16 protein-coding genes are annotated in these 21,433 nt (G+C 73.0%); 10 read left to right on the top strand and 6 right to left on the bottom strand.

The genetic code is table 11. The features are described from left to right. Positions 1-4 precede the first annotated feature (4 nt). Positions 5-1,621: a carboxyl transferase domain-containing protein gene (locus tag K7854_RS02350; protein ID WP_226024658.1), complete on the bottom strand. Its 1,617-nt coding sequence runs from the start codon at positions 1,619-1,621 to the stop codon at positions 5-7. A 97-nt stretch (positions 1,622-1,718) separates the two neighbouring features. Here K7854_RS02350 and K7854_RS02345 point away from each other — a divergent pair, with 97 nt between their 5' ends. From K7854_RS02345 to K7854_RS02330, 4 genes are all read left to right on the top strand, one after another. Next, complete coding sequence (locus K7854_RS02345) at positions 1,719-2,333, top strand: SACE_7040 family transcriptional regulator (protein WP_226024657.1); 615 nt, start codon at positions 1,719-1,721, stop codon at positions 2,331-2,333. A gap of 145 nt (positions 2,334-2,478) precedes the next feature. Next, entirely contained in the window at positions 2,479-3,636 is a 1,158-nt protein-coding gene (locus tag K7854_RS02340) for an acyl-CoA dehydrogenase family protein (RefSeq protein ID WP_226024656.1), read from the top strand. Positions 3,637-3,646: 10 nt separating this feature from the next. Next, positions 3,647-4,519, top strand: a complete 873-nt coding sequence (locus tag K7854_RS02335; RefSeq protein ID WP_226024655.1) for an acyl-CoA thioesterase — start codon at positions 3,647-3,649, stop codon at positions 4,517-4,519. A 5-nt stretch (positions 4,520-4,524) separates the two neighbouring features. Then, the gene (locus tag K7854_RS02330) at positions 4,525-5,499 is read left to right on the top strand and encodes a cation diffusion facilitator family transporter (protein ID WP_226024654.1); all 975 of its coding nucleotides are present in this window, start codon (positions 4,525-4,527) and stop codon (positions 5,497-5,499) included. Between the two features lie 20 nt (positions 5,500-5,519). Here the strand turns inward: K7854_RS02330 and K7854_RS02325 are convergent, their stop codons facing one another. Beyond that, a complete protein-coding gene (locus K7854_RS02325; RefSeq protein ID WP_226024653.1) occupies positions 5,520-6,308 on the bottom strand; it encodes a phosphatase in 789 nt (262 codons plus the stop codon). Between the two features lie 209 nt (positions 6,309-6,517). Between K7854_RS02325 and speB the strand changes: the two genes are divergently transcribed. Continuing rightward, positions 6,518-7,486: an agmatinase gene (gene speB / locus K7854_RS02320; RefSeq protein ID WP_076974450.1), complete on the top strand. Its 969-nt coding sequence runs from the start codon at positions 6,518-6,520 to the stop codon at positions 7,484-7,486. Beyond that, complete coding sequence (locus K7854_RS02315; protein WP_226024652.1) at positions 7,483-9,171, top strand: thiamine pyrophosphate-binding protein; 1,689 nt, start codon at positions 7,483-7,485, stop codon at positions 9,169-9,171. Before speB ends, K7854_RS02315 begins: the two co-directional genes overlap by 4 nt. A 16-nt stretch (positions 9,172-9,187) precedes the next feature. On the opposite strand, the gene K7854_RS02310 is transcribed toward K7854_RS02315, so the two are convergent. After that, positions 9,188-10,009, bottom strand: coding sequence for an endonuclease I family protein (locus K7854_RS02310; protein ID WP_226024651.1), 822 nt, complete (start codon positions 10,007-10,009; stop codon positions 9,188-9,190). A gap of 115 nt (positions 10,010-10,124) precedes the next feature. Further along, a complete protein-coding gene (locus tag K7854_RS02305; RefSeq protein ID WP_372480984.1) occupies positions 10,125-12,305 on the bottom strand; it encodes an ArnT family glycosyltransferase in 2,181 nt (726 codons plus the stop codon). Between the two features lie 135 nt (positions 12,306-12,440). Here K7854_RS02305 and K7854_RS02300 point away from each other — a divergent pair, with 135 nt between their 5' ends. From K7854_RS02300 to K7854_RS02285, 4 genes are all read left to right on the top strand, one after another. Then, complete coding sequence (locus K7854_RS02300) at positions 12,441-13,439, top strand: esterase-like activity of phytase family protein (RefSeq protein WP_226024650.1); 999 nt, start codon at positions 12,441-12,443, stop codon at positions 13,437-13,439. 100 nt (positions 13,440-13,539) lie between these two features. Further along, positions 13,540-17,277, top strand: a complete 3,738-nt coding sequence (locus K7854_RS02295) for an ABC transporter ATP-binding protein (RefSeq protein WP_226024649.1) — start codon at positions 13,540-13,542, stop codon at positions 17,275-17,277. An 82-nt stretch (positions 17,278-17,359) separates the two neighbouring features. Beyond that, a complete protein-coding gene (locus K7854_RS02290; protein WP_226024857.1) occupies positions 17,360-17,752 on the top strand; it encodes a hypothetical protein in 393 nt (130 codons plus the stop codon). Positions 17,753-17,815: 63 nt separating this feature from the next. Continuing rightward, positions 17,816-19,240: a S28 family serine protease gene (locus tag K7854_RS02285; protein ID WP_226024648.1), complete on the top strand. Its 1,425-nt coding sequence runs from the start codon at positions 17,816-17,818 to the stop codon at positions 19,238-19,240. Between the two features lie 40 nt (positions 19,241-19,280). On the opposite strand, the gene K7854_RS02280 is transcribed toward K7854_RS02285, so the two are convergent. Then, positions 19,281-19,931 (bottom strand): hypothetical protein, encoded by a 651-nt coding sequence (locus K7854_RS02280; protein WP_226024647.1) that lies wholly within the window; start codon positions 19,929-19,931, stop codon positions 19,281-19,283. 150 nt (positions 19,932-20,081) lie between these two features. Beyond that, positions 20,082-21,433, bottom strand: a 1,352-nt coding sequence (locus K7854_RS02275; protein ID WP_226024646.1) for a glycoside hydrolase family 3 protein, incomplete at its 5' end; no start/stop codon positions are given.

Below are 21,433 nucleotides of genomic sequence, written 5' to 3'. Positions count from 1 at the left end.
CTCCTCACATCCGGAAGACGCCGAACCGGGGCTCGCCCAGCGGCGCGTTGGCACACGCGGTCAGGGCCAGGCCCAGCACCTGCCGGGTGTCGGCGGGCTCGATGACGCCGTCGTCCCACAGGCGGGCGGTCGCGTAGTAGGCGTTGCCCTGCCGCTCGTACTGGGCGCGGACCGGCGCCTTGAAGGACTCCTCCTCCTCGGCCGGCCACTCCTCCCCGCGCGCCTCCAGCTGGTCCCGCTTGACCGTGGCCAGCACGGAGGCGGCCTGCTCGCCGCCCATCACGGAGATCTTGGCGTTGGGCCACATCCACAGGAAGCGCGGCGAATACGCCCGCCCGCACATCGAGTAGTTCCCCGCGCCGTACGAACCGCCGACGACCACCGTCAGCTTCGGCACCCGGGTGCAGGCCACCGCCGTCACCATCTTGGCGCCGTGCTTGGCGATGCCACCGGCCTCGTAGTCCCGGCCCACCATGAACCCGGAGATGTTCTGCAGGAACACCAGCGGGATGCCGCGCTGGTCGCACAGCTCGATGAAGTGGGCGCCCTTCTGGGCCGACTCGGAGAACAGGATGCCGTTGTTGGCGACGATCCCGACCGGGTGGCCGTGGATCCGGGCGAAGCCGGTGACCAGGGTCTGGCCGTACTCGGACTTGAACTCGGCGAAGCGGGAGCCGTCCACCACGCGCGCGATGACCTCGCGCACGTCGTAGGGGGTGCGGGAGTCGACCGGCACCGCGCCGTACAGCCCCTGCGGGTCCACCTTCGGCTCGACGGCCGCCTCCACGCCCCAGGGGAGCGCGCCGCGCCCGGGAAGGGTGGAGACGATCTGCCGGACGATGCGCAGGGCGTGCGGGTCGTCCTCCGCGAGGTGGTCGGTCACGCCGGACACCCGGGAGTGGACCTCGCCGCCGCCCAGCTCCTCCGCCGTGACCACCTCGCCGGTGGCCGCCTTCACCAGCGGCGGGCCGCCCAGGAAGATCGTGCCCTGGCCCCGGACGATCACGGCCTCGTCGCTCATCGCCGGGACGTACGCGCCGCCCGCCGTGCAGGAGCCGAGGACGGCGGCGATCTGCGGGATGCCCGCGCCGGACATCCGGGCCTGGTTGTAGAAGATCCGCCCGAAGTGCTCGCGGTCGGGGAAGACCTCGTCCTGCATCGGCAGGAAGGCGCCCCCCGAGTCCACCAGGTACAGGCACGGCAGCCGGTTCTCCAGCGCCACCTCCTGGGCCCGCAGGTGCTTCTTCACGGTCATCGGGTAGTACGTGCCGCCCTTGACGGTGGCGTCGTTGGCGACGATCACGCACTCCCGGCCGCTGACCCGGCCGATCCCGGCGATGACGCCGGCCGCGGGGGCGGCGCCGTCGTAGAGCCCGTCGGCCGCGAGCGGCGCCAGCTCCAGGAACGGCGAGCCCGGATCGAGCAGCGTGTCCACGCGGTCGCGCGGCAGCAGCTTGCCGCGCGCGGTGTGCCGGGCCCGCGCCCGCTCGCCGCCGCCCAGCCGGGCCGCCGCCAGCTTGGCGCGCAGTTCCTGAACGAGGGCGGCGTGCGCCTCCTCGTTGGCCCGAAAGGCCTCCGAGGCGGGGTCTGCCGCCGTCGTCAGCTCCGGTGCCTCGTGCATCCTGCGGTCCCCTCACCCAGTGATCGACCAGTTAATGAGCGTTAACGCATGTCCTTCAGGTTAACGACCGCTAACCTCCCTGTCTAGAATCGACTTCATGGCCACCAGAACCGACGCCCCCACCCGCCGCGAGCAGATCCTCAAGGAGGCCGCCCGGCTCTTCGCCGAGCGCGGCTTCCACGGGGTCGGCGTCGACGAGATAGGCGCCGCGGTCGGTATCAGCGGCCCCGGCCTGTACCGGCACTTCCCCGGCAAGGACGCGATGCTCGCCGAGCTGCTGGTCGGGATCAGCGACTCGCTGCTGACCGGGGCGAAGCGGCGGCTGGCGGAGGCGGACGGGGCGGCCGGTTCCGGGGCGGGTGCCGGTGCGGCCGGCGCCGAGGCGGTCCTCGACTCGCTCATCGAGGGGCACATCGACTTCGCGCTCGACGACCGCCCGCTCATCACCCTGCACGACCGCGAGCTGGACCGCCTGCGGGACGCCGACCGCAAGATGGTGCGGCAGCTGCAGCGGCAGTACGTCGAGCTGTGGGTCGGGGTGCTCCGGGAGGTCTACCCGGCGCTCGCCGAGCCCGCCGCCCGCTCCGCGGTCCACTCGGTCTTCGGCCTGCTGAACTCCACCCCGCACCTGGGCCGCCCGGGACGCGCGGTGACGGCGGAACTGCTGCACCGGATGGCGCGGGGGGCGTTCGCGGCGGTGGGGGAGGCGTAGGGGGCGCTTCAGGCGCGGGGAGCTGCTTCCCTGCCCGGGGGAGTGACGAGGGTTACCCGCGTCCCGGTCTGGACGCCTGTCCCTACCCGCCGGTACGGTTGACTCTGAGCAAGCGCTTAGATATTCGTACCCTGGAGGTGGCGCGGTGCGCCGTACGGTGTTCAACGAGGACCACGAGGCGTTCCGGGAGACCCTGCGCGCCTTCATCGAGGCCGAGGTCGTCCCCGTCTACGACGACTGGTTCGCCGCGGGCCAGGCACCGCGCGAGTTCTACTACAAGCTCGGCGAGCTGGGCATCTTCGGCATCAACGTGCCCGAGGAGTTCGGCGGCGCCGGCATGGACAGCCACAAGTTCGAGGCCGTGCTCTACGAGGAGACGGCCCGCGCGGGCGTCCAGTTCGGCGGCTCCGGCGTGCACGTGCTGCTCGCCCTGCCCTACATCAACATGCTGGCCACCGACGAGCAGAAGAAGCGCTACCTGCCGAAGTTCGTCACCGGCGAGGAGATGTGGGCCATCGCGATGACGGAGCCCGGCACCGGCTCCGACCTCGCCGGCATGAAGTCCACCGCCAAGCTCTCCGAGGACGGCACCCACTACGTCCTCAACGGCGCCAAGACCTTCATCACCGGCGGCGTGCACGCCGACCGCGTCATCGTCTGCGCCCGCACCGCCGCGCCCACCGCCGAGGACCGCCGCCACGGCATCTCCCTGTTCGCCGTGGACACCAAGTCCGAGGGCTACTCGGTCGGCCGCAAGCTGGACAAGCTGGGCCTGCGCACCTCCGACACCGCCGAGCTGGCCTTCGTCGACGTCAAGGTCCCCGTCGAGGACCTGCTCGGCGAGGAGAACAAGGGCTTCTCCTACCTCGGCCACAACCTGGCCTCCGAGCGCTGGGGCATCGCCTTCGGCGCCTACGCCCAGGCCAAGGCCGCCGTGCGCTTCGCCAAGCAGTACGTGCAGGAGCGCACCGTCTTCGGCAAGCCGGTCGCGCACTTCCAGAACACCAAGTTCGAGCTGGCCGCCTGCCAGGCCGAGGTGGACGCCGCCGAGGCCGTCGCCGACCGCGCCACCGAGGCCCTGGACGCCGGCGAGCTGACCCCCGCCGAGGCCGCCTCCGCCAAGCTGTTCTGCACCGAGGTCGCGCACCGCGTCATCGACCGCTGCCTCCAGCTGCACGGCGGCTACGGCTACATGAACGAGTACCCGATCGCCCGCCTGTACGCGGACAACCGGGTCAACCGCATCTACGGCGGCACCAGCGAGATCATGAAGTCGATCATCGCGAAGAACATGGGCCTGTAGACCACAGGTCATGAGCGAAGCACTCCAGTCCCTCCTCGATCTGCTCGACCTGGAGCGGATCGAGGAGGACATCTACCGCGGCCGCTCCCGGTCCGCCGTCGTCCCCCGGGTCTTCGGCGGGCAGGTGGCGGCCCAGGCCATGGTCGCCGCCGGCCGTACGGTCCCCGAGGACCGGCACGCGCACTCCCTGCACGCCTACTTCCTGCGCCCCGGCGACCCGGGCGCCCCCATCGTCTACAACGTCGACCGGCTGCGCGACGGCCGCTCCTTCACCACCCGCCGCGTCGTCGCCGTCCAGCACGGCAAGCCGATCTTCACCCTGTCGGCGTCCTTCCAGACGTACGAGGAGGGCCTGGACCACCAGGCCCCGATGCCGCCCGCACCGGACCCGGCGACCCTCCCCACCGGCGAGGAGCGGCTGCGGAGCTACCCGCACCTGCCCGCCGAGACGGTGGAACGGTTCCTGGAGGCGCGGGCCGCGGTCGACCTGCGCTACGTCGACGATCCGCCCTTCGGCGACTTCGGCAGCCCGCGCGAGCCGCACTCCCAGGTGTGGTTCCGCACCAACGGCAAACTCGCCGACGACCCCCTGCTGCACGTCGTCCTCGCCACCTACGTCTCCGACATGACCCTCCTCGACTCGGTGCTCCTCGCCCACGGGCGCGGCGGCTGGGCCGTCGGGGACGTCGTCGGCGCCTCGCTGGACCACGCCATGTGGTTCCACCGGCCCTTCCGCGCCGACGAATGGCTGCTGTACGACCAGCAGTCGCCGTCCGCGTCCGGCGGCCGGGGCCTGGGCCAGGCCCGCATCCACACCCAGGACGGGCGGCTCGCCGTATCGGTCGTCCAGGAAGGCGTGGTCCGCGTGCCTCGGGAACACTGAGGGGCATGGCGGACACAGCGGACGCGAAGAACGGCGGCGGCGACAGCACCTTCACGGTGCTCGTCGCCGCCTTCGCCAATCTGGGCATCGCCGTCGCCAAGGCGGTGGCCGGTGTGATCAGCGGCTCCAGCGCCATGCTGTCCGAGGCCGCGCACTCGGTCGCCGACACCGTCACCGAGGTGCTGCTGCTGACCTCGCTCAAACGCAGCGTCCGCCCCGCAGACGAGGACCACCCCCTCGGCCACGGCCCCGAGCGGTACGTCTGGGCGCTGCTCGCCGCCGTCGCCACCTTCGTCGGCGGCGCCGTCTTCTCCCTCTACGACGGCATCCACACCCTCACCCACGGCGAGGACCTCGGCGACCCGCTGGTCTCGTACATCGTCCTGGCCGTCGCCTTCGTCCTGGAGGGCTACTCGCTGCGCACCGGCCTCAGACAGGTCCGCGGCGAGGCCGCCCACCACCGGGTGTCCTTCGGCCGCTATCTGCGCCGCACCCCCGACACCGCCGTCAAGGCCGTCGTCATGGAGGACTCCGCCGCCCTGGCCGGCCTGCTGCTGGCCGCGGGCGGGCTGCTCGGCGGACAGCTCACCGGCTCCGGCGTCTGGGACGCCGCCGCCTCGCTGTGCATCGGCGCCCTGCTGCTGTACGTCGCCTGGGTGCTGGGCCGCTCCAACGCCGAGTTCCTGGTCGGCCGCCCGCTCCCGCGCACCGTCCGGGACCGGATCCGGGCGGAGCTGGTCGCCGACGAGCACATCGAGGCCGTACTGGAGCTGACCACCCTCGTGCAGGGGCCGAGCGAGGCGCTGGTCGCCGCGAAGGTCGACTTCCGGGACGTGTCGACGGCGGCGCAGATCGAGTGGGCCTGCGAGCGGGCCGAGCAGCGGCTGCGCGAGGAGTTCCCGATCGTGCGCCGGGTCTACCTGGACCCGACACCGGGCTTCGCGCAGCGCCGCTCGGAAGGGCTCAACCCCTGGCCCTAGGGTTCAGCGGGAAGCGGCGGCTACTCCAGCCCGGCCTCCGACAGCAGGTACGCCGTCATCGGGTCGTAGTAGCGCGGGCTGACCACGTGGTCGTCCAGCGGCACCGCCACCTGGAGGGTGCCCTCGGACTCGGCGAGGAAGAGGGCCGGGTCGTTGCAGTCCGCGTAGCCGACCGCGTCCACGCCGTGCTGGGCGGCGTAACCGGCCCAGCCGTGGTCGGCGACCACCAGGTCGGGCAGCGGGCGGCCCTCGCGCTCCAGACCGGTCAGGATCGCCTTCATCGGCTCGCCCGAGTGGGTGTGCCACAGCGAGGCGCCGTGCTCCAGCACCGAGACGTCCGCGAACTGCTGGACGTACCCCTCCTCCGTGGTCAGCCCCTCCGGGATCACCACGATCTCGCAGCGCGCGGTCCGCAGCGCGGCGGCCGTGGCGCGGTGCACGTCGAGCAGCCCGCCGGGGTGACCGGTGGCGAACAGCACCCGCTGCCCGCCGTCGGCCGCCTTGCGCAGCCGCCCCGCCATCCGCTCCAGCGCGGAAATGGTCAGCTCGGGGTCGATGGTGTCCTGGCCGTACCGGTGCTCGGGGTCGTCGTTGACGCCGACCCGCTCCGCCATCACCGCGAGTACGTCCTGCTCGTCGGTCCACCGGTCGCCCAGCTCCAGACCGAGCCAGAAGCCCCGGTCGCCGTTGGCCAGTTTCCGGTAGTGGGAGAGGTTGTTCTCGCGCGGAGTGGCGACGTCGCCCGCGATACGCGTCCTGACGAGGTGCTCGGCGAGTTCGGCGCGGCTGGGTGTCCCGGGTATCGGCATGGCTCCATTGTGAGGCAGCCCCGGCCCGGGCAGCAGCCGGTCCCGGCGGGATAGCCGATTCCTCCAGTCCCCGGCGCCGGTATGGACGGAATGTACATGTCGCCGCCGCAATTGGGCCATCTAGTCTGCGACGACCGGCTGGCTCGCTCACCAGTACAGTCGGACAGCAGCAGTACATACGCGACGAAGCGTAAGAAGGAAGGCAGTGCATGAGCAGCAACGAGACGCCCCGCGGTCCCGTCGACTCCTCCCGGATCCCGCGCTACGCCGGGCCCGCGACCTTCGCCCGGCTCCCGCGCCTGGACGAGGTCGGCGCCGCCGACGTCGCCGTCGTGGGTGTGCCGTTCGACTCGGGCGTCTCCTACCGGCCCGGCGCCCGCTTCGGCGGCAACGCCATCCGTGAGGCCTCCCGCCTGCTGCGCCCCTACAACCCGGCCCAGGACGCCGCCCCCTTCGCCCTCGCCCAGGTCGCGGACGGCGGGGACATCGCCGTGAACCCGTTCAACATCCACGAGGCCGTCGAGACGATCGAGGCCGCCGCCGACGACCTCCTCGGCACCGGCGCCCGCCTGATGACCCTGGGCGGCGACCACACCATCGCCCTGCCGCTGCTGCGCTCGGTCGCCAAGAAGCACGGCCCCGTCGCGCTGTTGCACTTCGACGCCCACCTGGACACCTGGGACACCTACTTCGGCGCCGAGTACACCCACGGCACGCCCTTCCGGCGCGCGGTGGAGGAGGGCGTGCTGGACACCTCCGCGCTCTCCCACGTCGGCACCCGGGGCCCCCTGTACGGCAAGAAGGACCTCACCGACGACGAGAAGATGGGCTTCGGCATCGTCACGTCGGCGGACGTCTACCGCCGCGGCGCCGACGAGGTCGCCGACCAGCTGCGCCAGCGCATCGGGGACCGCCCGCTGTACATCTCCATCGACATCGACTGCCTCGACCCCGCCCACGCCCCGGGCACCGGCACCCCCGAGGCCGGCGGGATGACCTCCCGCGAGCTGCTGGAGATCCTGCGCGGCCTGGCCTCCTGCAACCTGGTGTCGGCCGACGTCGTCGAGGTCGCCCCGGCCTACGACCACGCGGAGATCACCTCGGTGGCCGCGTCGCACACCGCGTACGAACTGACCACCATCATGTCCCGCCAGATCGCCGAGGCCCGTTCGCAGTGACCCACGACCACGACCTGGTGCTCCGTCCCACCGCCGCCCAGACGGAGGCCGCGCTGAACCCTCCCCCCGGGCGCACCGGCGGCGACCTGGTCGTGGAGTCCCTGGCCGGGCTCGGCGCGACCACCGTCTTCGGCCTGCCCGGCCAGCACGCCCTCGGCGTGTTCGACGCCCTGCGCCGCTCCGACCTGCGCTACATCGGCCTGCGGGTGGAGAACAACGCCGGGTTCGCCGCGGACGCCTACGGCCGGATCACCGGCGAGGCCGCCCCGCTGCTGCTGTCCACCGGCCCGGGGGCCCTCACCGCCCTCGCCGCGCTCCAGGAGGCGCGGGCCGCCTCCGCGCCCGTCCTGGCCGTCTGCAGCCAGGTCCCCACGGCGGGCCTCGGCGGCGGCCGCCACGGCCACCTGCACGAACTGCCCGACCAGGCCGCCTCCTTCCGCGGCGTGGTGAAGTCCGTGCACACGGTCCGCACCCAGTCCCAGATCCCGTCCGCGATCGCGGAGGCCTGGACGTCGGCGCTGACCGTCCCGCACGGCCCGGTGTGGGTGGAGATCCCGCAGGACGTCCTCCTGGCCGAGACCTCGATCCCGGTCGTGACCGGCGGCGACACCTTCCCCGAGGAACTGCCGCCGCGCCCCGAACTGACGGCGGTGGCGGCCGACCTGCTCACCCGCGCCGAGCGCCCGGCGATCATCGCGGGCGGGGGAGTGGTCCGCGCGGACGCCGCCAGGAAGCTGCGGCAGCTGGCGGAGCTGATCCAGGCCCCCGTCGTCACCACCTACGGCGGCAAGGGCGCCTTCCCCTGGACGCACCCGCTCTCCCTCCAGTCCTGGGTGGAGGACCGCCACACGACGGACTTCCTGGAGGACGCCGACGTCCTCCTCGTGATCGGCTCGGGCCTCGGCGAACTCTCCTCGAACTACCACACGTTCACCCCGCGCGGCCGGGTGATCCAGATCGAGGCCGACCTCGGCAAGCTGGAGTCCAACCACCCGGCTCTCGGCATCCACGCCGACGCCCGCCTCGCCCTCCAGGCGCTGCTCGAGACGGTGGGGGAGCGGCGTACGGACCCGGCCGCCGCGGAACGCGTACGTGAGGTCCTGGACAAGGTCCGCGCACGCATCACGGCCCAGGAGCTCACCCTGGAGCAGGACGTCCTGGCCGCCGTCCGCCAGGCCCTCCCGTCCCGCGCCCCCTCCTTCTGGGACATGACCATCCTGGCCTACTGGGCCTGGGCCGCCTTCGACGCGAAGGCCCCGAACACCATGCACTCCGCCCAGGGCGCCGGCGGCCTCGGCTACGCCTTCCCGGCGGCCCTGGGCGCCGCGGCCGCCGACCCCACCCACCCGGTGCTGGCCGTCTCCGGCGACGGCGGCGCCCTGTACTCCGTCGCCGAACTGGCCACCGCCCGCCAGTACGACCTGAACGTCACCTGGCTGATCGTCGACGACGGCGGCTACGGCATCCTGCGCGAGTACATGACCGACGCCTTCGGACAGCCCACCGGGACGGACCTGCCGGGACCCGACTTCGTCGCCCTGGCCGAGTCGTTCGGGGTGCCGGGGGTACGGACGTCGCCGCGGACGCTGGCGGCCGACCTCGCCGAGGCCCTGGCCGCACCGGGGCCCTCGGTGGTCGTCCTCCCGGCCGTCCTGCGCATGTTCGCGCCGACCCACCTGGGCTGACCGGGCGGGGCGGCGCCTACCAGATCGACTCCACCCACTCCGGGTGGTCGATGAACGGGTTGCGGTTGTGCTGGTAGTCGTCGTAGACGACCTGGTTGCGGCGCTCCTCGAAGGCGTCCGGCGGGTCCTCGTCGTTCCACGCCTTCAGCACCGAGAGCTTGCCGATGTACGGGTTGCTGCCGTTGCCGACCTGGCCGTTGACCTCCAGGTCGGCGAAGCCGTCGCCGCCCTCGTAGCGGACCGCCATGTAGAAGATCATGCGGGCCACATCGCCCTTGACCGCGTCGCGGGGCTCGAAGGAGTCGGAGTCGGTGAGGCTGCCGCCGCCCTCGCTGACCGCGCTGCCGCCGTTGTCGAAGTCCTTGTTGCCCCGCACGCTGTTGACCCGCACGTCCGAGGGGCGCAGGTGGTGCAGGTCGGTGCCGGGGCCGGTGGCGGTGCCGAAGTCGCCGTGGGACTTGGCCCACACGTGCTCGCGGTTCCAGTCGCCGGTGTCACCGCCGTTGAGCGACTTGCTGCGGGAGACGCCCGAGTAGAGCAGGATCACGTTGCCGCTGTTGTCCGGGTCCTCGTCGGTGGCTTTGAGCGCGTCCCAGACCGCCGAGTACGAGAGCTTCGTCTGGTCGCTGATGATCGTGTGGAGGGACGCCTTGAGGCTCGCGCCGGTCTTGCCGATCGCGGCCTTGTAGTACGTGTCGTCGTAGTCCGAGTTCGCCGTCGTCGCCGTCGTGGTCGCCGTGGCCGGACTCGCCGTCAGGGAGGGTGCGGCGAGTCCGGCCAGGACGGCGGCCGTGGCGAGGACGACCGCCTTCCGGCGCCGGGTGCGTATCGCGAGCATGTGGGGTGTCCGATCTACGCGTGTGGAATGGAGCGGTAGACCGAGAGTGACATGGACATGTTGGAGGTGGGGTGTACGGAGCGTGGCGATTGCGTGACGGAACCCGTACCGGGGGTCACTCCACGTCCGCGGGGTCCAGCCGGTAGACGGACGAAGCGCTGTCCGCGTCGCTGTCCGTGTCGCTGTCCGAAGAGCCCCCGTACGCACTCGCCTCGACGGCCGTGCCGTGCTCCTGGACCCACCGGGTCACCTCGGAGGCGACGCCCGAGCCGCCGCCCGGGCCGCCGCCCATGCCCGTGCCGCCCACCTGGACGTAGTGCAGCTCGCCCTTCCCCACCAGCTCCTTGAGCCGGGCCAGGGTCATCGCGTTGTCGCTGCCGGACCAGCCCCACATGGAGATGACCGGTTCACCGCTGCTGAGGACGAGTTGCGCGGCGCTCTGCGAACTCGACACCGCCAGCAGCCACGTTGCGCCGTCCTGGTGCTTCTTCAGGTACGCGATCAGCTCGCTGCTCGCGCCGCCCATGCCGCCGCCGCCCGGACCGCCGCCGAAGCCACCGGCGCCGCCCGGCCGTTCACCGGCACCGGCACCGGCACCGGCCTCCGCTCCGCTCTCCGTGCCGTCCTGCGGCGGGGTGCCGTTCGGCGGGGTGCCGCCCGCCTCACCGCCGCCCGGCAGCTCACCGCCGCCCGGGAAGGCGCCGGCGCCGTCCTGGCCGCCCTGCGGCTGCCCGCCGCCCGGGCCTTCCCCGCCGCCCCCGCCCGGGAACCCGCCCCGGCCGCCGCCGCCCGGGCCGCCCATGCCGCCGCCCGTAGAGGGGCCGGCCGTCGGGTTGGTACCGCCCATGCCGCCGCCCGAGCCGGACGGGACCGACCACGCGTACGCTGCCGGACCCGCGACCGCGGCGACGACGGCCGCCGCCACGGACACCGCCAGCAGCCGCATCCGGCGCCCGGAGCGGAAGACCAGCAGTCCCGCGACCGCCAGCGCCATGACCACCGCGACCGCCGGCCACAGCCAGGTGTTCCAGCCGGAGGCGCGGCGCAGCAGCACCACCGCCCACCCGCCCGTGACGCCGAGGGCGAGCGGCAGCACCCACACCCACCGCCGGTCGGCCCGGAACGCGCGCAGCAGCATGACGCCGCCGCCCCCGCACAGCGCCGCGATGCCGGGTGCGAGCGCGGTCGTGTAGTACGGGTGCATGGTGCCCTCGGCCAGGGCGAAGGTCAGGTAGTGCAGCACCGTCCAGCCGCCCCACAGGACCAGCGCGGCGCGGGTGAGGTCGGTGCGGGGCGCCCGGGCGCACAGCACCAGGCCGCCGACGAGCGCGATGCCCGCGAAGGGGAGCAGCCAGGAGATTTGGCCGCCGAGGACGTCGTTGAACATCCGGCCGATGCCCGCGGCGCCCGAGAAGCCGCCTCCGCCGCCACCACCGCCCCCGCCCATGTTGCCCTCGCCGCCGAAGATCCGGCCGAGCCCGTTGTAGCCCGTGATCAGGTCCCACGCGGTGCCGTCCGTCGAACCGCCGATGTAGGGCCGGTCGGAGGCCGGCACCAGGGACACCGCCGCCGCCCACCAGAAGCTGGAGACGGCCAGGGCGAGCGCGGCGAGCGCCAGGTTCCTGATCCGTTTCGTCCAGCCGAGGTCCGTCGCGCAGACGTACACCAGGAAGACGGCGGGCAGCGCGATGTACCCCTGGAGCATCTTGGTGTTGAAGGCCAGCCCGAAGCAGACCGCCGAGCCGAGCAGGGGCAGCAGCCGCCCGTCGCGGACGGCCCGCAGTCCGAGCGCCGCCCCGGCCACCATCAGGAACACCAGCAGCGTGTCGGGGTTGTTGTCCCGGTTGATGGCGACCGTGATCGGGGTCAGTGCCAGCACCAGCGCGGCGACCGCCGCCGCACCGTGGCCCCACACCCGGCGCACGGACGCGTGCAGGATCCAGATCGTCGCCAGCGCGGCGGCGATCAGCGGCAGCATCATCTGCCAGGTCCCGTATCCGAACAGGCGGCAGGACAGGCCCATGACCATGAGGGCGAGGGGCGGCTTGTCGACGGTCAGGAAGTTCCCCGCGTCCAGCGAGCCGAAGAACCACGCCTTCCAGCTCTCGGTGCCGCTGAGCACGGCGGCGCTGTAGAAGCTGTTCAGGCCGGATTCGGACAGGTTCCAGCAGTACAGCCCGGCCGCCAGGACGAGGATCGCCGCCAGTGCGGGCCGCGACCAGCGGGGCGCGGCGGCTGTCGGGGACGGTACGGGCTGCTCGGTGGCCGCGTGCGGTGCGGCGGTGGCGGATGTCACCACGCCACCGTGTCCGCGGCCGATGGGCACGGGCTGTGGTCCACCTTGGGAAGAGCTGTGCATCCCGCCTTTCGGCGTCCCAGCTTTCGCAAAGCGGCCAACTCCCGTCCATCCCGCCGCCCTAGGGTGACGCGCATGCGACCGAGAACCCTCCGTACCGCCCTCGCCACCCTCACCGCGGGCCTCGCCGCGGCCGGCTGTCTGACCGCCGCCGCACCGGCCGGCGCCGCGCAGGGGCGGCCCACGGCGAACGCCTGCGCGCCGTCCGTCTCCCTCACCGGCTTCTCCGACGCCCTCGACAAGACGACGTACGGCGGCACCTACGTCGGCAACCTCTCCGCCCTCGCGCCCGACCGGCGCGGCTCCCTGGCCGCCCTCTCCGACCGTTCGTCCCTCTTCCGGCTGGACGCGCGCACCCTGAAGCCGCGGGGCGTGGTCGCGCTCGCCGACGAGAAGGGCGCCGCGCTCGACTCCGAGGGCCTGGTCGCGGACCGGGACGGCAGCTACCTCGTCTCCTCCGAGACCGAGCCGTCCGTCCGCCGCTACTCCCGCACCGGCGAGCTGCTCGGCCGCCTGCCCGTGCCGGACGAGCTGCGTACCGCTCCCGAGGGCCGCGGCCGGGCCAACGGCAGCTTCGAGGGGCTGACGCTGCTGCCCGGCGGGCGGACCCTGCTCGCCTCCATGGAGTACCCGCTCGACGGCGACCCCGCCGACCTGGTCCGCTTCCAGACCTGGCAGCGGACGCGGCACGGGGACTTCCGGCCGGGCGCCCAGTACACCTACCGGACCGACCCCGGCCTCGGCGTCTCCGAGGTCACCGCGACTCCCGACGGGCGCCTCCTCGTCCTGGAGCGCGGCTTCACCGCCGGCGTCGGCAACACCGTCCGCCTCCAGCTGGCCGACCGGCCCGGCCGCGGCACCGCGCTGCACAAGAGGCTCCTCGCCGACCTCGCCGACTGCCCCTCCCTCGGCGCCACCGCCAAGCAGCCGCAGCCCAACCCGCTCCTCGACAACTTCGAGGGCATGGCCGTGACCGGCCGAGCCGGTGGCCGCCTGGAGGTCCTGGTCGTCAGCGACGACAACCAGAGCGACGCACAGACCACCCGCTTCCTCAGGCTCCGGGTACGCGTCTGATCACCCGGCCGATTGTTGCGGCGGGATGAAATCCCCGCTCGCACGCGTTGGTGCCTTCCGGTACATCAGGTGAGCAGGACGACCGACCGGAGGGCACGGCGTGGACGCGCAACGGGGCTGGGTACGACGACTGGCGGGGTACGCCTGGCGATATCCCAAGGACGTCGTCCTCGCCCTCGGGGCCTCGCTGGGCGGCATGGCCGTCATGGCCTTCGTCCCCCTGATCACCAAGGTGATCATCGACGACGTGATCGGCGCCAAGACCCGGGACATGGCCGTCTGGGCCGGTCTCCTCATCGGCGCCGCGCTCGTCGTCTACGCCCTGACCTACATCCGCCGCTACTACGGCGGCCGGCTCGCCCTCGACGTCCAGCACGACCTGCGCACCGACATGTACGGGACGATCACCCGGCTCGACGGCAGACGGCAGGACGAGCTGTCCACGGGGCAGGTGGTCGGCCGGGCGACCAGCGACCTCCAGCTGATCCAGGGCCTGCTCTTCATGCTCCCGATGACCATCGGGAACGTCCTGCTCTTCCTGATCTCCCTGGTGATCATGGCGTGGCTGTCCCTGCCGCTCACCCTGGTCGCACTGGCCGTCGCCCCCGCCCTGTGGTTCATCGCCCGCCGCAGCCGCACCCGGCTGCACCCCGCCACCTGGTACGCGCAGGCGCAGGCCGCCGCCGTCGCCGGGGTGGTGGACGGCTCGGTGAGCGGCGTCCGCGTGGTGAAGGGCTTCGGGCAGGAGGAGCAGGAGACCGGGAAGCTCAGGGAGGTCGGGCGCAAGCTCTTCGCCGGGCGGCTGCGCACCATCAAGCTGAACGCCACCTACACCCCGGCCCTCCAGGCCGTCCCCGCGCTCGGCCAGGTCGCCATGCTCGCCCTCGGCGGCTGGCTGGCCGTGCGCGGGCACATCACCCTCGGCACCTTCGTCGCCTTCTCCACCTACCTCGCCCAGCTGGTCGGCCCGGTCCGGATGCTCGCCATGGTGCTCACCGTCGGCCAGCAGGCCCGGGCCGGCACCGAGCGCGTCCTGGAGCTGATCGACACCGAGCCGGCCATCGCGGACGGCACGAAGACCCTGCCGGCCGACGCGCCCGCGACCGTCGAGTTCGACGACGTCGCCTTCGGCTACGACACGGGCGAGGGGGAGCGGCGGCCGGTCCTGGACGGCCTCTCCTTCGAGATCCGGGCCGGGGAGACCCTCGCCGTCGTCGGCTCCTCCGGCTCCGGCAAGTCCACCGTCTCGCTGCTCCTGCCGCGCTTCTACGACGTGACCCGCGGTGCCGTCCTCGTCGGCGGCCACGACGTGCGCGAACTGACCCTCGACTCGCTGCGGGCCGCCGTCGGCCTGGTGCCCGAGGACTCCTTCCTCTTCTCCGACACCGTCCGCGCCAACATCGCCTACGGCCGCCCCGACGCCACCGACGAGGAGGTCGAGGCCGCCGCGCGGGCCGCGCAGGCCCACGGCTTCATCACCGAGCTGCCCGACGGCTACGACACGACCGTCGGCGAGCACGGGCTGACCCTCTCCGGCGGCCAGCGCCAGCGCGTCGCGCTCGCCCGGGCGATCCTCACCGACCCCCGGCTGCTGGTCCTGGACGACGCCACGTCCGCCGTGGACGCCCGCGTGGAGCACGAGATCCACGAGGCGCTGAAGCAGGTGATGCGGGGCCGCACCACGCTCCTGATCGCGCACCGCCGCTCCACCCTGGGCCTCGCCGACCGCATCGCCGTCCTCGACCGGGGCCGCCTCGCCGACCTCGGCACCCACGAGGAACTCCAGGAGCGCTCGGCCCTCTACCGGCGCCTGCTCACCGACCCCGACGAGCTGGGCGGCGTCTCGCCGGGCCACGCGCGCCCCGCCGAGCAGACCGAGGACACCTCCGTACGGGACGAGCTGGACGCCGAGTTCGACGCCGAGCGCGGGGTCACGCCCCGGCTGTGGACCGGCGACCGGGCGCCCAAGGACACCGCGCTCGCCGGCACCCCGGCCACCCCGGAGCTGCTCGCCCAGGTCGACGCGCTGCCCCCGGCGAACGGCACCCCGGACATCGACGAGGCGCAGGCGGTCCGCTCCGAGTCGTCGTACGGCCTGCGGCGGCTGCTGCGCGGCTTCCGCACCCCGCTGCTGATCAGCCTCGCCCTGGTGGCCGTGGACGCGGGCATGGGCCTGCTGCTGCCGGTGCTGATCCGCAACGGCATCGACGACGGCGTCACCCGGGTCGCGCTCGGCGCGGTCTGGGCGTCCTCGCTGCTCGGGCTGCTCGCCGTACTCGCCCAGTGGGCGGCGCAGACCGGCGAGATCCGCATGACCGGCCGGACCGGCGAGCGGATCCTGTACTCGCTGCGCCTGAAGATCTTCGCCCAGCTCCAGCGGCTCGGCCTCGACTACTACGAGCGCGAGCTGACCGGGCGGATCATGACCCGGATGACGACGGACGTGGACGCGCTGTCGACGTTCCTGCAGACCGGGCTCGTCACCGCCTTCGTTTCGGTCGTCACCTTCTTCGGCATCATGGTCGCCCTGCTGGTGATCGACGTGCAGCTCGCGCTGATCGTCTTCGCGACGCTGCCGCCGCTGATCATCGCCACGTACTTCTTCCGCAGGGCCAGCGTGAAGGCGTACGAACTGGCCCGCGAGCGGGTGTCCACGGTCAACGCCGACCTCCAGGAGTCGGTGGCCGGCCTCAGGATCGTGCAGGCCTTCCGGCGCGAGCGGGACGGCGGGCGGCGGTTCGCCGAGCGCAGCGACAGCTACCGGCAGGCCCGCATCCGCGGACAGTGGCTGATCTCGGTCTACTTCCCGTTCGTGCAGCTGCTGTCGTCGGCCGCCGCCGCGGCCGTCCTGGTCGTGGGCGGCGGGCGGATCGACGACGCCACGCTGACGACCGGCGCGCTGGTGGCGTACCTGCTCTACATCGACCTGTTCTTCGCACCGGTCCAGCAGCTCTCCCAGGTCTTCGACGGCTACCAGCAGGCCGCCGTCTCGCTGGGCCGCATCCAGGAACTGCTGCGCGAGCCGACCTCGACGAAGGCCCCCGAGAAGCCGCTCGACGTGGCGTCCCTGCGCGGCGAGATCGCGTTCGAGGACGTGCACTTCAAGTACGGGGGTGCCGACGAGGAGGAGGCCCTGTCCGGCATCGACCTGCGCATCCCCGCCGGGCAGACCGTCGCCTTCGTCGGCGAGACCGGCGCGGGCAAGTCGACCCTGGTGAAGCTGGTGGCCCGGTTCTACGACCCGACCGGCGGCCGGGTCACCGTCGACGGGCAGGACCTGCGCACCCTCGACCTCACCTCCTACCGGCACCGGCTCGGAGTCGTCCCGCAGGAGGCGTACCTCTTCCCCGGCACCGTGCGCGACGCCATCGCCTACGGCCGCCCCGACGCCACCGACGCCGAGGTGGAGGCGGCGGCCCGGGCGGTCGGCGCGCACGAGATGATCGCCACGCTCACCGGCGGCTACCTGCACGAGGTCGCCGAGCGGGGCCGCAACCTCTCCGCCGGGCAGCGGCAGCTGATCGCGCTGGCCCGCGCCGAGCTGGTCGACCCGGACGTGCTGCTCCTCGACGAGGCGACGGCGGCCCTGGACCTGGCCACCGAGGCCCAGGTCAACCAGGCCACCGACCGCGTCGCGGGACGCCGTACGACGCTCGTCGTCGCCCACCGGCTCACCACGGCGGCCCGCGCGGACCGGGTCGTCGTCATGGACGGCGGCCGGGTCGCCGAGGACGGCACGCACGACGAACTGCTGGCCCTCGACGGGCGGTACGCGCGGCTGTGGCGGACCTTCGTCGGCGCGTCCGAACCCGAGGAGCCGGTCGGCGCCGTGCACTGACGCGCTCGCGCAACCGTGCGACACCCGTCCTGCGTCCGTACATCCGTACGTCGTCACAGATCGCCTCGTGGAGGGGGACCGCATGGGCCGGGCCGGTGCCGCAACCCGCCGCCGGCTGGCGCTCGGCACGGCCGTGCTGAGCGCCGCCGCGCTGCTCGCCGTGGCGGCGCCGCAGGACGCGCAGGCCGCCACCGGGTGCGCCGGCCGCAAGGTGCGCACCCTGCACTTCGCCACCGGCTCCGTGCTGGTCCACAAACGCGGCGGCTACGTCTGCGCCGTCACCGTCCCTAAGAAGACCGGGAAGAAGCAGCAGATGTCCGTCGGCGTGCGGGCCCGCGGCGGCCGCGCGGTCGTGGACTCGGGCCGTTTCGCCCACCACGCCGGCCCGGTGACCGTGCACGCCGGCAAGCGCTGCGTGTGGGTGACCGGCAAGGTGTCCAAGTCCTCGGTCAGCTCCGGCTGGATCCTCTGCTGACTCTGGTGCCGCGGGAGTTGCTCCGATAGCTTCCGGCGGACATCAGTTTCACAGGGAGGGTGCATGCGCAAGGCGCTCAGATGGCTGCTGGCGCTCGTGGTGCTCATAGGCACCGTCAGCACGGCGGGCGCGGCCACCGCCGCCGAGCCGAAGGCCGTCGACATCAAGGACCGGCTGCTGTCCATACCGGGCATGAGCCTGATCGAGGAGAAGCCGTACACCGGCTACCGCTTCTTCGTCCTCAACTACACCCAGCCGGTGGACCACCGGCACCCGTCCAAGGGGACGTTCCAGCAGCGGATCACCGTGCTGCACAAGGACGTGAACCGGCCGACGGTCTTCTACACCGGCGGCTACAACGTCTCCACGAACCCCAGCCGGCGCGAGCCGACCCAGATCGTGGACGGCAACCAGGTCTCCATGGAGTACCGCTACTTCACGCCGTCCCGGCCCGCCCCGGCCGACTGGTCCAAGCTGGACATCTGGCAGGCCGCCAGCGACCAGCACCGCATCTTCGAGGCGCTGAAGCCGGTCTACTCCAAGAACTGGATCTCCACCGGCGGCTCCAAGGGCGGCATGACCGCCACCTACTACGAGCGCTTCTACCCGCGCGACATGGACGGCGTCGTCGCCTACGTCGCCCCCAACGACGTGGTGAACAAGGAGGACTCGGCCTACGACCGCTTCTTCGCAAGCGTCGGCACCGAGGAGTGCCGCGACAAGCTCAACGGCGTGCAGCGCGAGGCCCTGGTGCGCCGGGCGCCGCTGGAGAAGAAGTACGCGGCCTACGCGGCCGACAACGGCTACACCTTCGACACCATCGGCAGCCTCGACCGTGCCTACGAGGCCGTCGTCCTCGACTACGTGTGGGGCTTCTGGCAGTACAGCACCCTGGCCGACTGCGCGGACATCCCGGCGGACGCGAAGAACGCCACCGACGAGGCGATCTGGGACTCCGTCGACACGATCTCCGGCTTCTCCGCCTACACCGACCAGGGCCTGGAGACGTACACGCCGTACTACTACCAGGCGGGCACCCAGCTGGGCGCGCCGACGATCCACTTCCCGCACATCGAGAAGAAGTACATCCGCTACGGCTACCAGCCGCCGCGCAACTTCGTGCCCCGCTCGATCCCGATGAAGTTCGAGCCGTGGGCGATGCGGGACGTCGACACCTGGGTGCGGCACAACGCCCGGCACATGCTGTTCGTGTACGGCGAGAACGACCCGTGGGGCGCCGAGCGCTTCCGGCCCGGCCACGGCGCGCGTGACTCCTACGTCATGACCGCGCCCGGCATGAACCACGGGGCGAACGTGGCCGGTCTGGTCCCCGACCAGAAGGCGTTCGCCACCGCCCGCATCCTGGACTGGGCGGGCGTCGCGCCCGCCAAGGTCCAGGAGAACCCGTCGGCGGCCAGGCCGCTGGCGGCGTTCGACGCCAAGCTGGACCGGCGGGACGTCGAGCGCGAGACGGCGCTGCGCCCGTAAGAGCGGGCCGCCTCCACGACGGTGGGCTGTGCCCGGCCGCTCACAGCGGCCGGGCACAGCCCACCGGGCGTTCGCCGCCGCCGAGCCGGACGTACAGACGGGTCGAGGCGGGGCAGCCCGCCCGGTCGGCGACCGCCTGGACCACCTTGAACCGAGGCCCGCGCCCGGGCTCGCCCCTGCCGTCGCAGGCGGTCTCGCGGACCCTGCCGTCGCCGATCTCACGGACGCAGTCGCCGACGATCGTGCGCGGGCCGCCCCCGCCGCCCGGGTCGCCGGGGTGCGGCGGCCGCAGCCTGCGCATGCAGGCGTATCCCCGGGGCACGGCCCCGTCGCCGTCCTCGTCGGCGGACGGCCGCCGCTCACTGATGTGCAGGACGAAGTCGGTGGTGGCCGGGCACGGCGGGCCGTGGCTCGCGCGGCCGTCCTCCCGCGCCACCACCCGGGCCGCGGCCCGCTCGCTGTCGCAGGGCACCTCGGTGGGGTCGGCCGTACCGAACGAGCTGCACTCGCCGACCGCCAGGAACACCTCCCCGTACCCGGGCGGCCGCACCCCGGCCGCCGGGGAGTCCGCCACCTCGCCCCGCCCCGACGGGCCCTGGCAGCCCGTCAGCAGCAAGACGCACAGCACCGCACCCAGTACGGCACCCAGCAGGGAGTACGCGTGCACCCCCGCGGCCCTTGGCTCACGCATCGCCGCCCCCCGGTTCCCCCGGTCCAGCGTGGCCCGCCGGAGCGGGCGCACGCCAGACGCGCGGGAGGCGTCGGGCCCGGGCGCCGGGGGCGCCCCCGGCGCGTGTCACAGGCCGCGCTACGACCGGCCGCGACCGGACCGCGACCCGGGCTACGACCGGTAGGTCAGCCCGTGCCCGAGCGGGAGGAGCACCGTGTCCGGATCGTCCGCCCGCACCACCGGCACCGGCAGCTTCCCGCGCGGCCGCGCCCGCCCGGCGATCACCCGGGCCGCCGCCCTGACCTCGACATCGGTCCAGGAGTAGGCGGCGAGGAAGGCGGGGACGCCGGGCAGCTGGGCGACGTCGTACGGATTGCGGACGGCGACCGCGACGACCGGCTTCCCGGTCTCCAGCAGCCGGTTGACCAGGGTGCGCTGGCTGCTGCCCGCGGTCACGTTGTACGTGGCGACGACCACCGCGTCCGCGTCCCCGGCCGCCGCGACGGCGCGGTCGATGAGGGCGGCCGACGGCGCGGTGCCGGTGGACAGGGCGGTGGCCGTGAAGCCCAGCTCCGTCAGCGCGCCCGCGAGGACGCCGGTGGGCGGCCCGGTGGTGCCCGACGGCGAGGCCGGGTCGGCGCCCACCACCAGCAGCCTGCGGTGCTCGCGGCGCGAGAGCGGCAGCAGACCGCCCTCGTTGACCAGCAGCGTGGTGCTCCGCTCGGCGATCCGGTCGGCCGCGGCCAGGTGCGCCCGGGTGCCGACGGTCCGGTCGACGTCCCGGCGGCTGGTGTACGCGTCCCGGAACAGCCCCAGCTTGGCCTTCAGCCGCAGCACGCGCAGGATCGATTCGTCGAGCCGCGCCTCGGTGAGTTCGCCGTCTCGTACGGCCGTCAGGACCGCGTTCCAGGCGAGCGGCAGGTCCGGCGGGTTGAGCAGCTGGTCGACGCCGGCCTTCAGGGCCAGCACCGGCACCCGCTCGTCGCCGTACTTGGTCCGGACGCCCTCCATGCCGAGGGAGTCGGTGACCACGACCCCGTCGTAGCCCAGCTCCTCGCGCAGGATGCCGGTGAGGATGGGGCGGGAGAGGGTGGCGGGGTCCCCGGAGTCGTCGAGCGCGGGGACCATCAGGTGCGCGGTCATGATCGCGTCGATGCCGGCCTCGATCGCCGCGCGGAAGGGCGGCGCGTCCAGCTCCTCCCACTGCTCGCGGCTGTGCGTGATGACCGGGAAACCGGTGTGGCTGTCGGTGGCGGTGTCGCCGTGCCCCGGGAAGTGCTTGGCACAGGCGGCGACGCCCGACCGCTGGTACCCCGTCACCTCGGCCGCCACCAGCCCCGCGACGGCCTCCGGGTCGGCGCCGAAGGACCGTACGCCGATCACGGGGTTGGCCGGGTTGACGTTCACGTCGGCGACCGGGGAGTAGTCCTGGCGGATGCCCATGGCGTGCAGCTCGGCGCCCGCGATCCGGCCGAGGGTACGGGCGTCGGACCGCGACCCGCCCGCCCCGACGGCCATCGCGC

Origin of the sequence: Streptomyces hyderabadensis (genome assembly GCF_020404845.1) — a bacterium.
GTDB lineage: Bacteria > Actinomycetota > Actinomycetes > Streptomycetales > Streptomycetaceae > Streptomyces > Streptomyces hyderabadensis.
This window is presented reverse-complemented; position numbering and strand designations above follow the sequence as displayed.

Excerpts from the sequence above, each read along its gene's own strand:
- speB (WP_076974450.1), top strand. The coding sequence starts at position 6,518 with ATGAGCAGCAACGAGACGCCCCGCGGTCCCGTCGACTCCTCCCGGATC.
- K7854_RS02285 (WP_226024648.1), top strand. The coding sequence starts at position 17,816 with ATGCGCAAGGCGCTCAGATGGCTGCTGGCGCTCGTGGTGCTCATAGGC.
- K7854_RS02345 (WP_226024657.1), top strand. The coding sequence starts at position 1,719 with ATGGCCACCAGAACCGACGCCCCCACCCGCCGCGAGCAGATCCTCAAG.
- K7854_RS02350 (WP_226024658.1), bottom strand. The coding sequence starts at position 1,621 with ATGCACGAGGCACCGGAGCTGACGACGGCGGCAGACCCCGCCTCGGAG.
- K7854_RS02280 (WP_226024647.1), bottom strand. The coding sequence starts at position 19,931 with ATGCGTGAGCCAAGGGCCGCGGGGGTGCACGCGTACTCCCTGCTGGGT.
- K7854_RS02300 (WP_226024650.1), top strand. The coding sequence starts at position 12,441 with ATGCGACCGAGAACCCTCCGTACCGCCCTCGCCACCCTCACCGCGGGC.
- K7854_RS02310 (WP_226024651.1), bottom strand. The coding sequence starts at position 10,009 with ATGCTCGCGATACGCACCCGGCGCCGGAAGGCGGTCGTCCTCGCCACG.
- K7854_RS02330 (WP_226024654.1), top strand. The coding sequence starts at position 4,525 with ATGGCGGACACAGCGGACGCGAAGAACGGCGGCGGCGACAGCACCTTC.
- K7854_RS02325 (WP_226024653.1), bottom strand. The coding sequence starts at position 6,308 with ATGCCGATACCCGGGACACCCAGCCGCGCCGAACTCGCCGAGCACCTC.
- K7854_RS02290 (WP_226024857.1), top strand. The coding sequence starts at position 17,360 with ATGGGCCGGGCCGGTGCCGCAACCCGCCGCCGGCTGGCGCTCGGCACG.
- K7854_RS02335 (WP_226024655.1), top strand. The coding sequence starts at position 3,647 with ATGAGCGAAGCACTCCAGTCCCTCCTCGATCTGCTCGACCTGGAGCGG.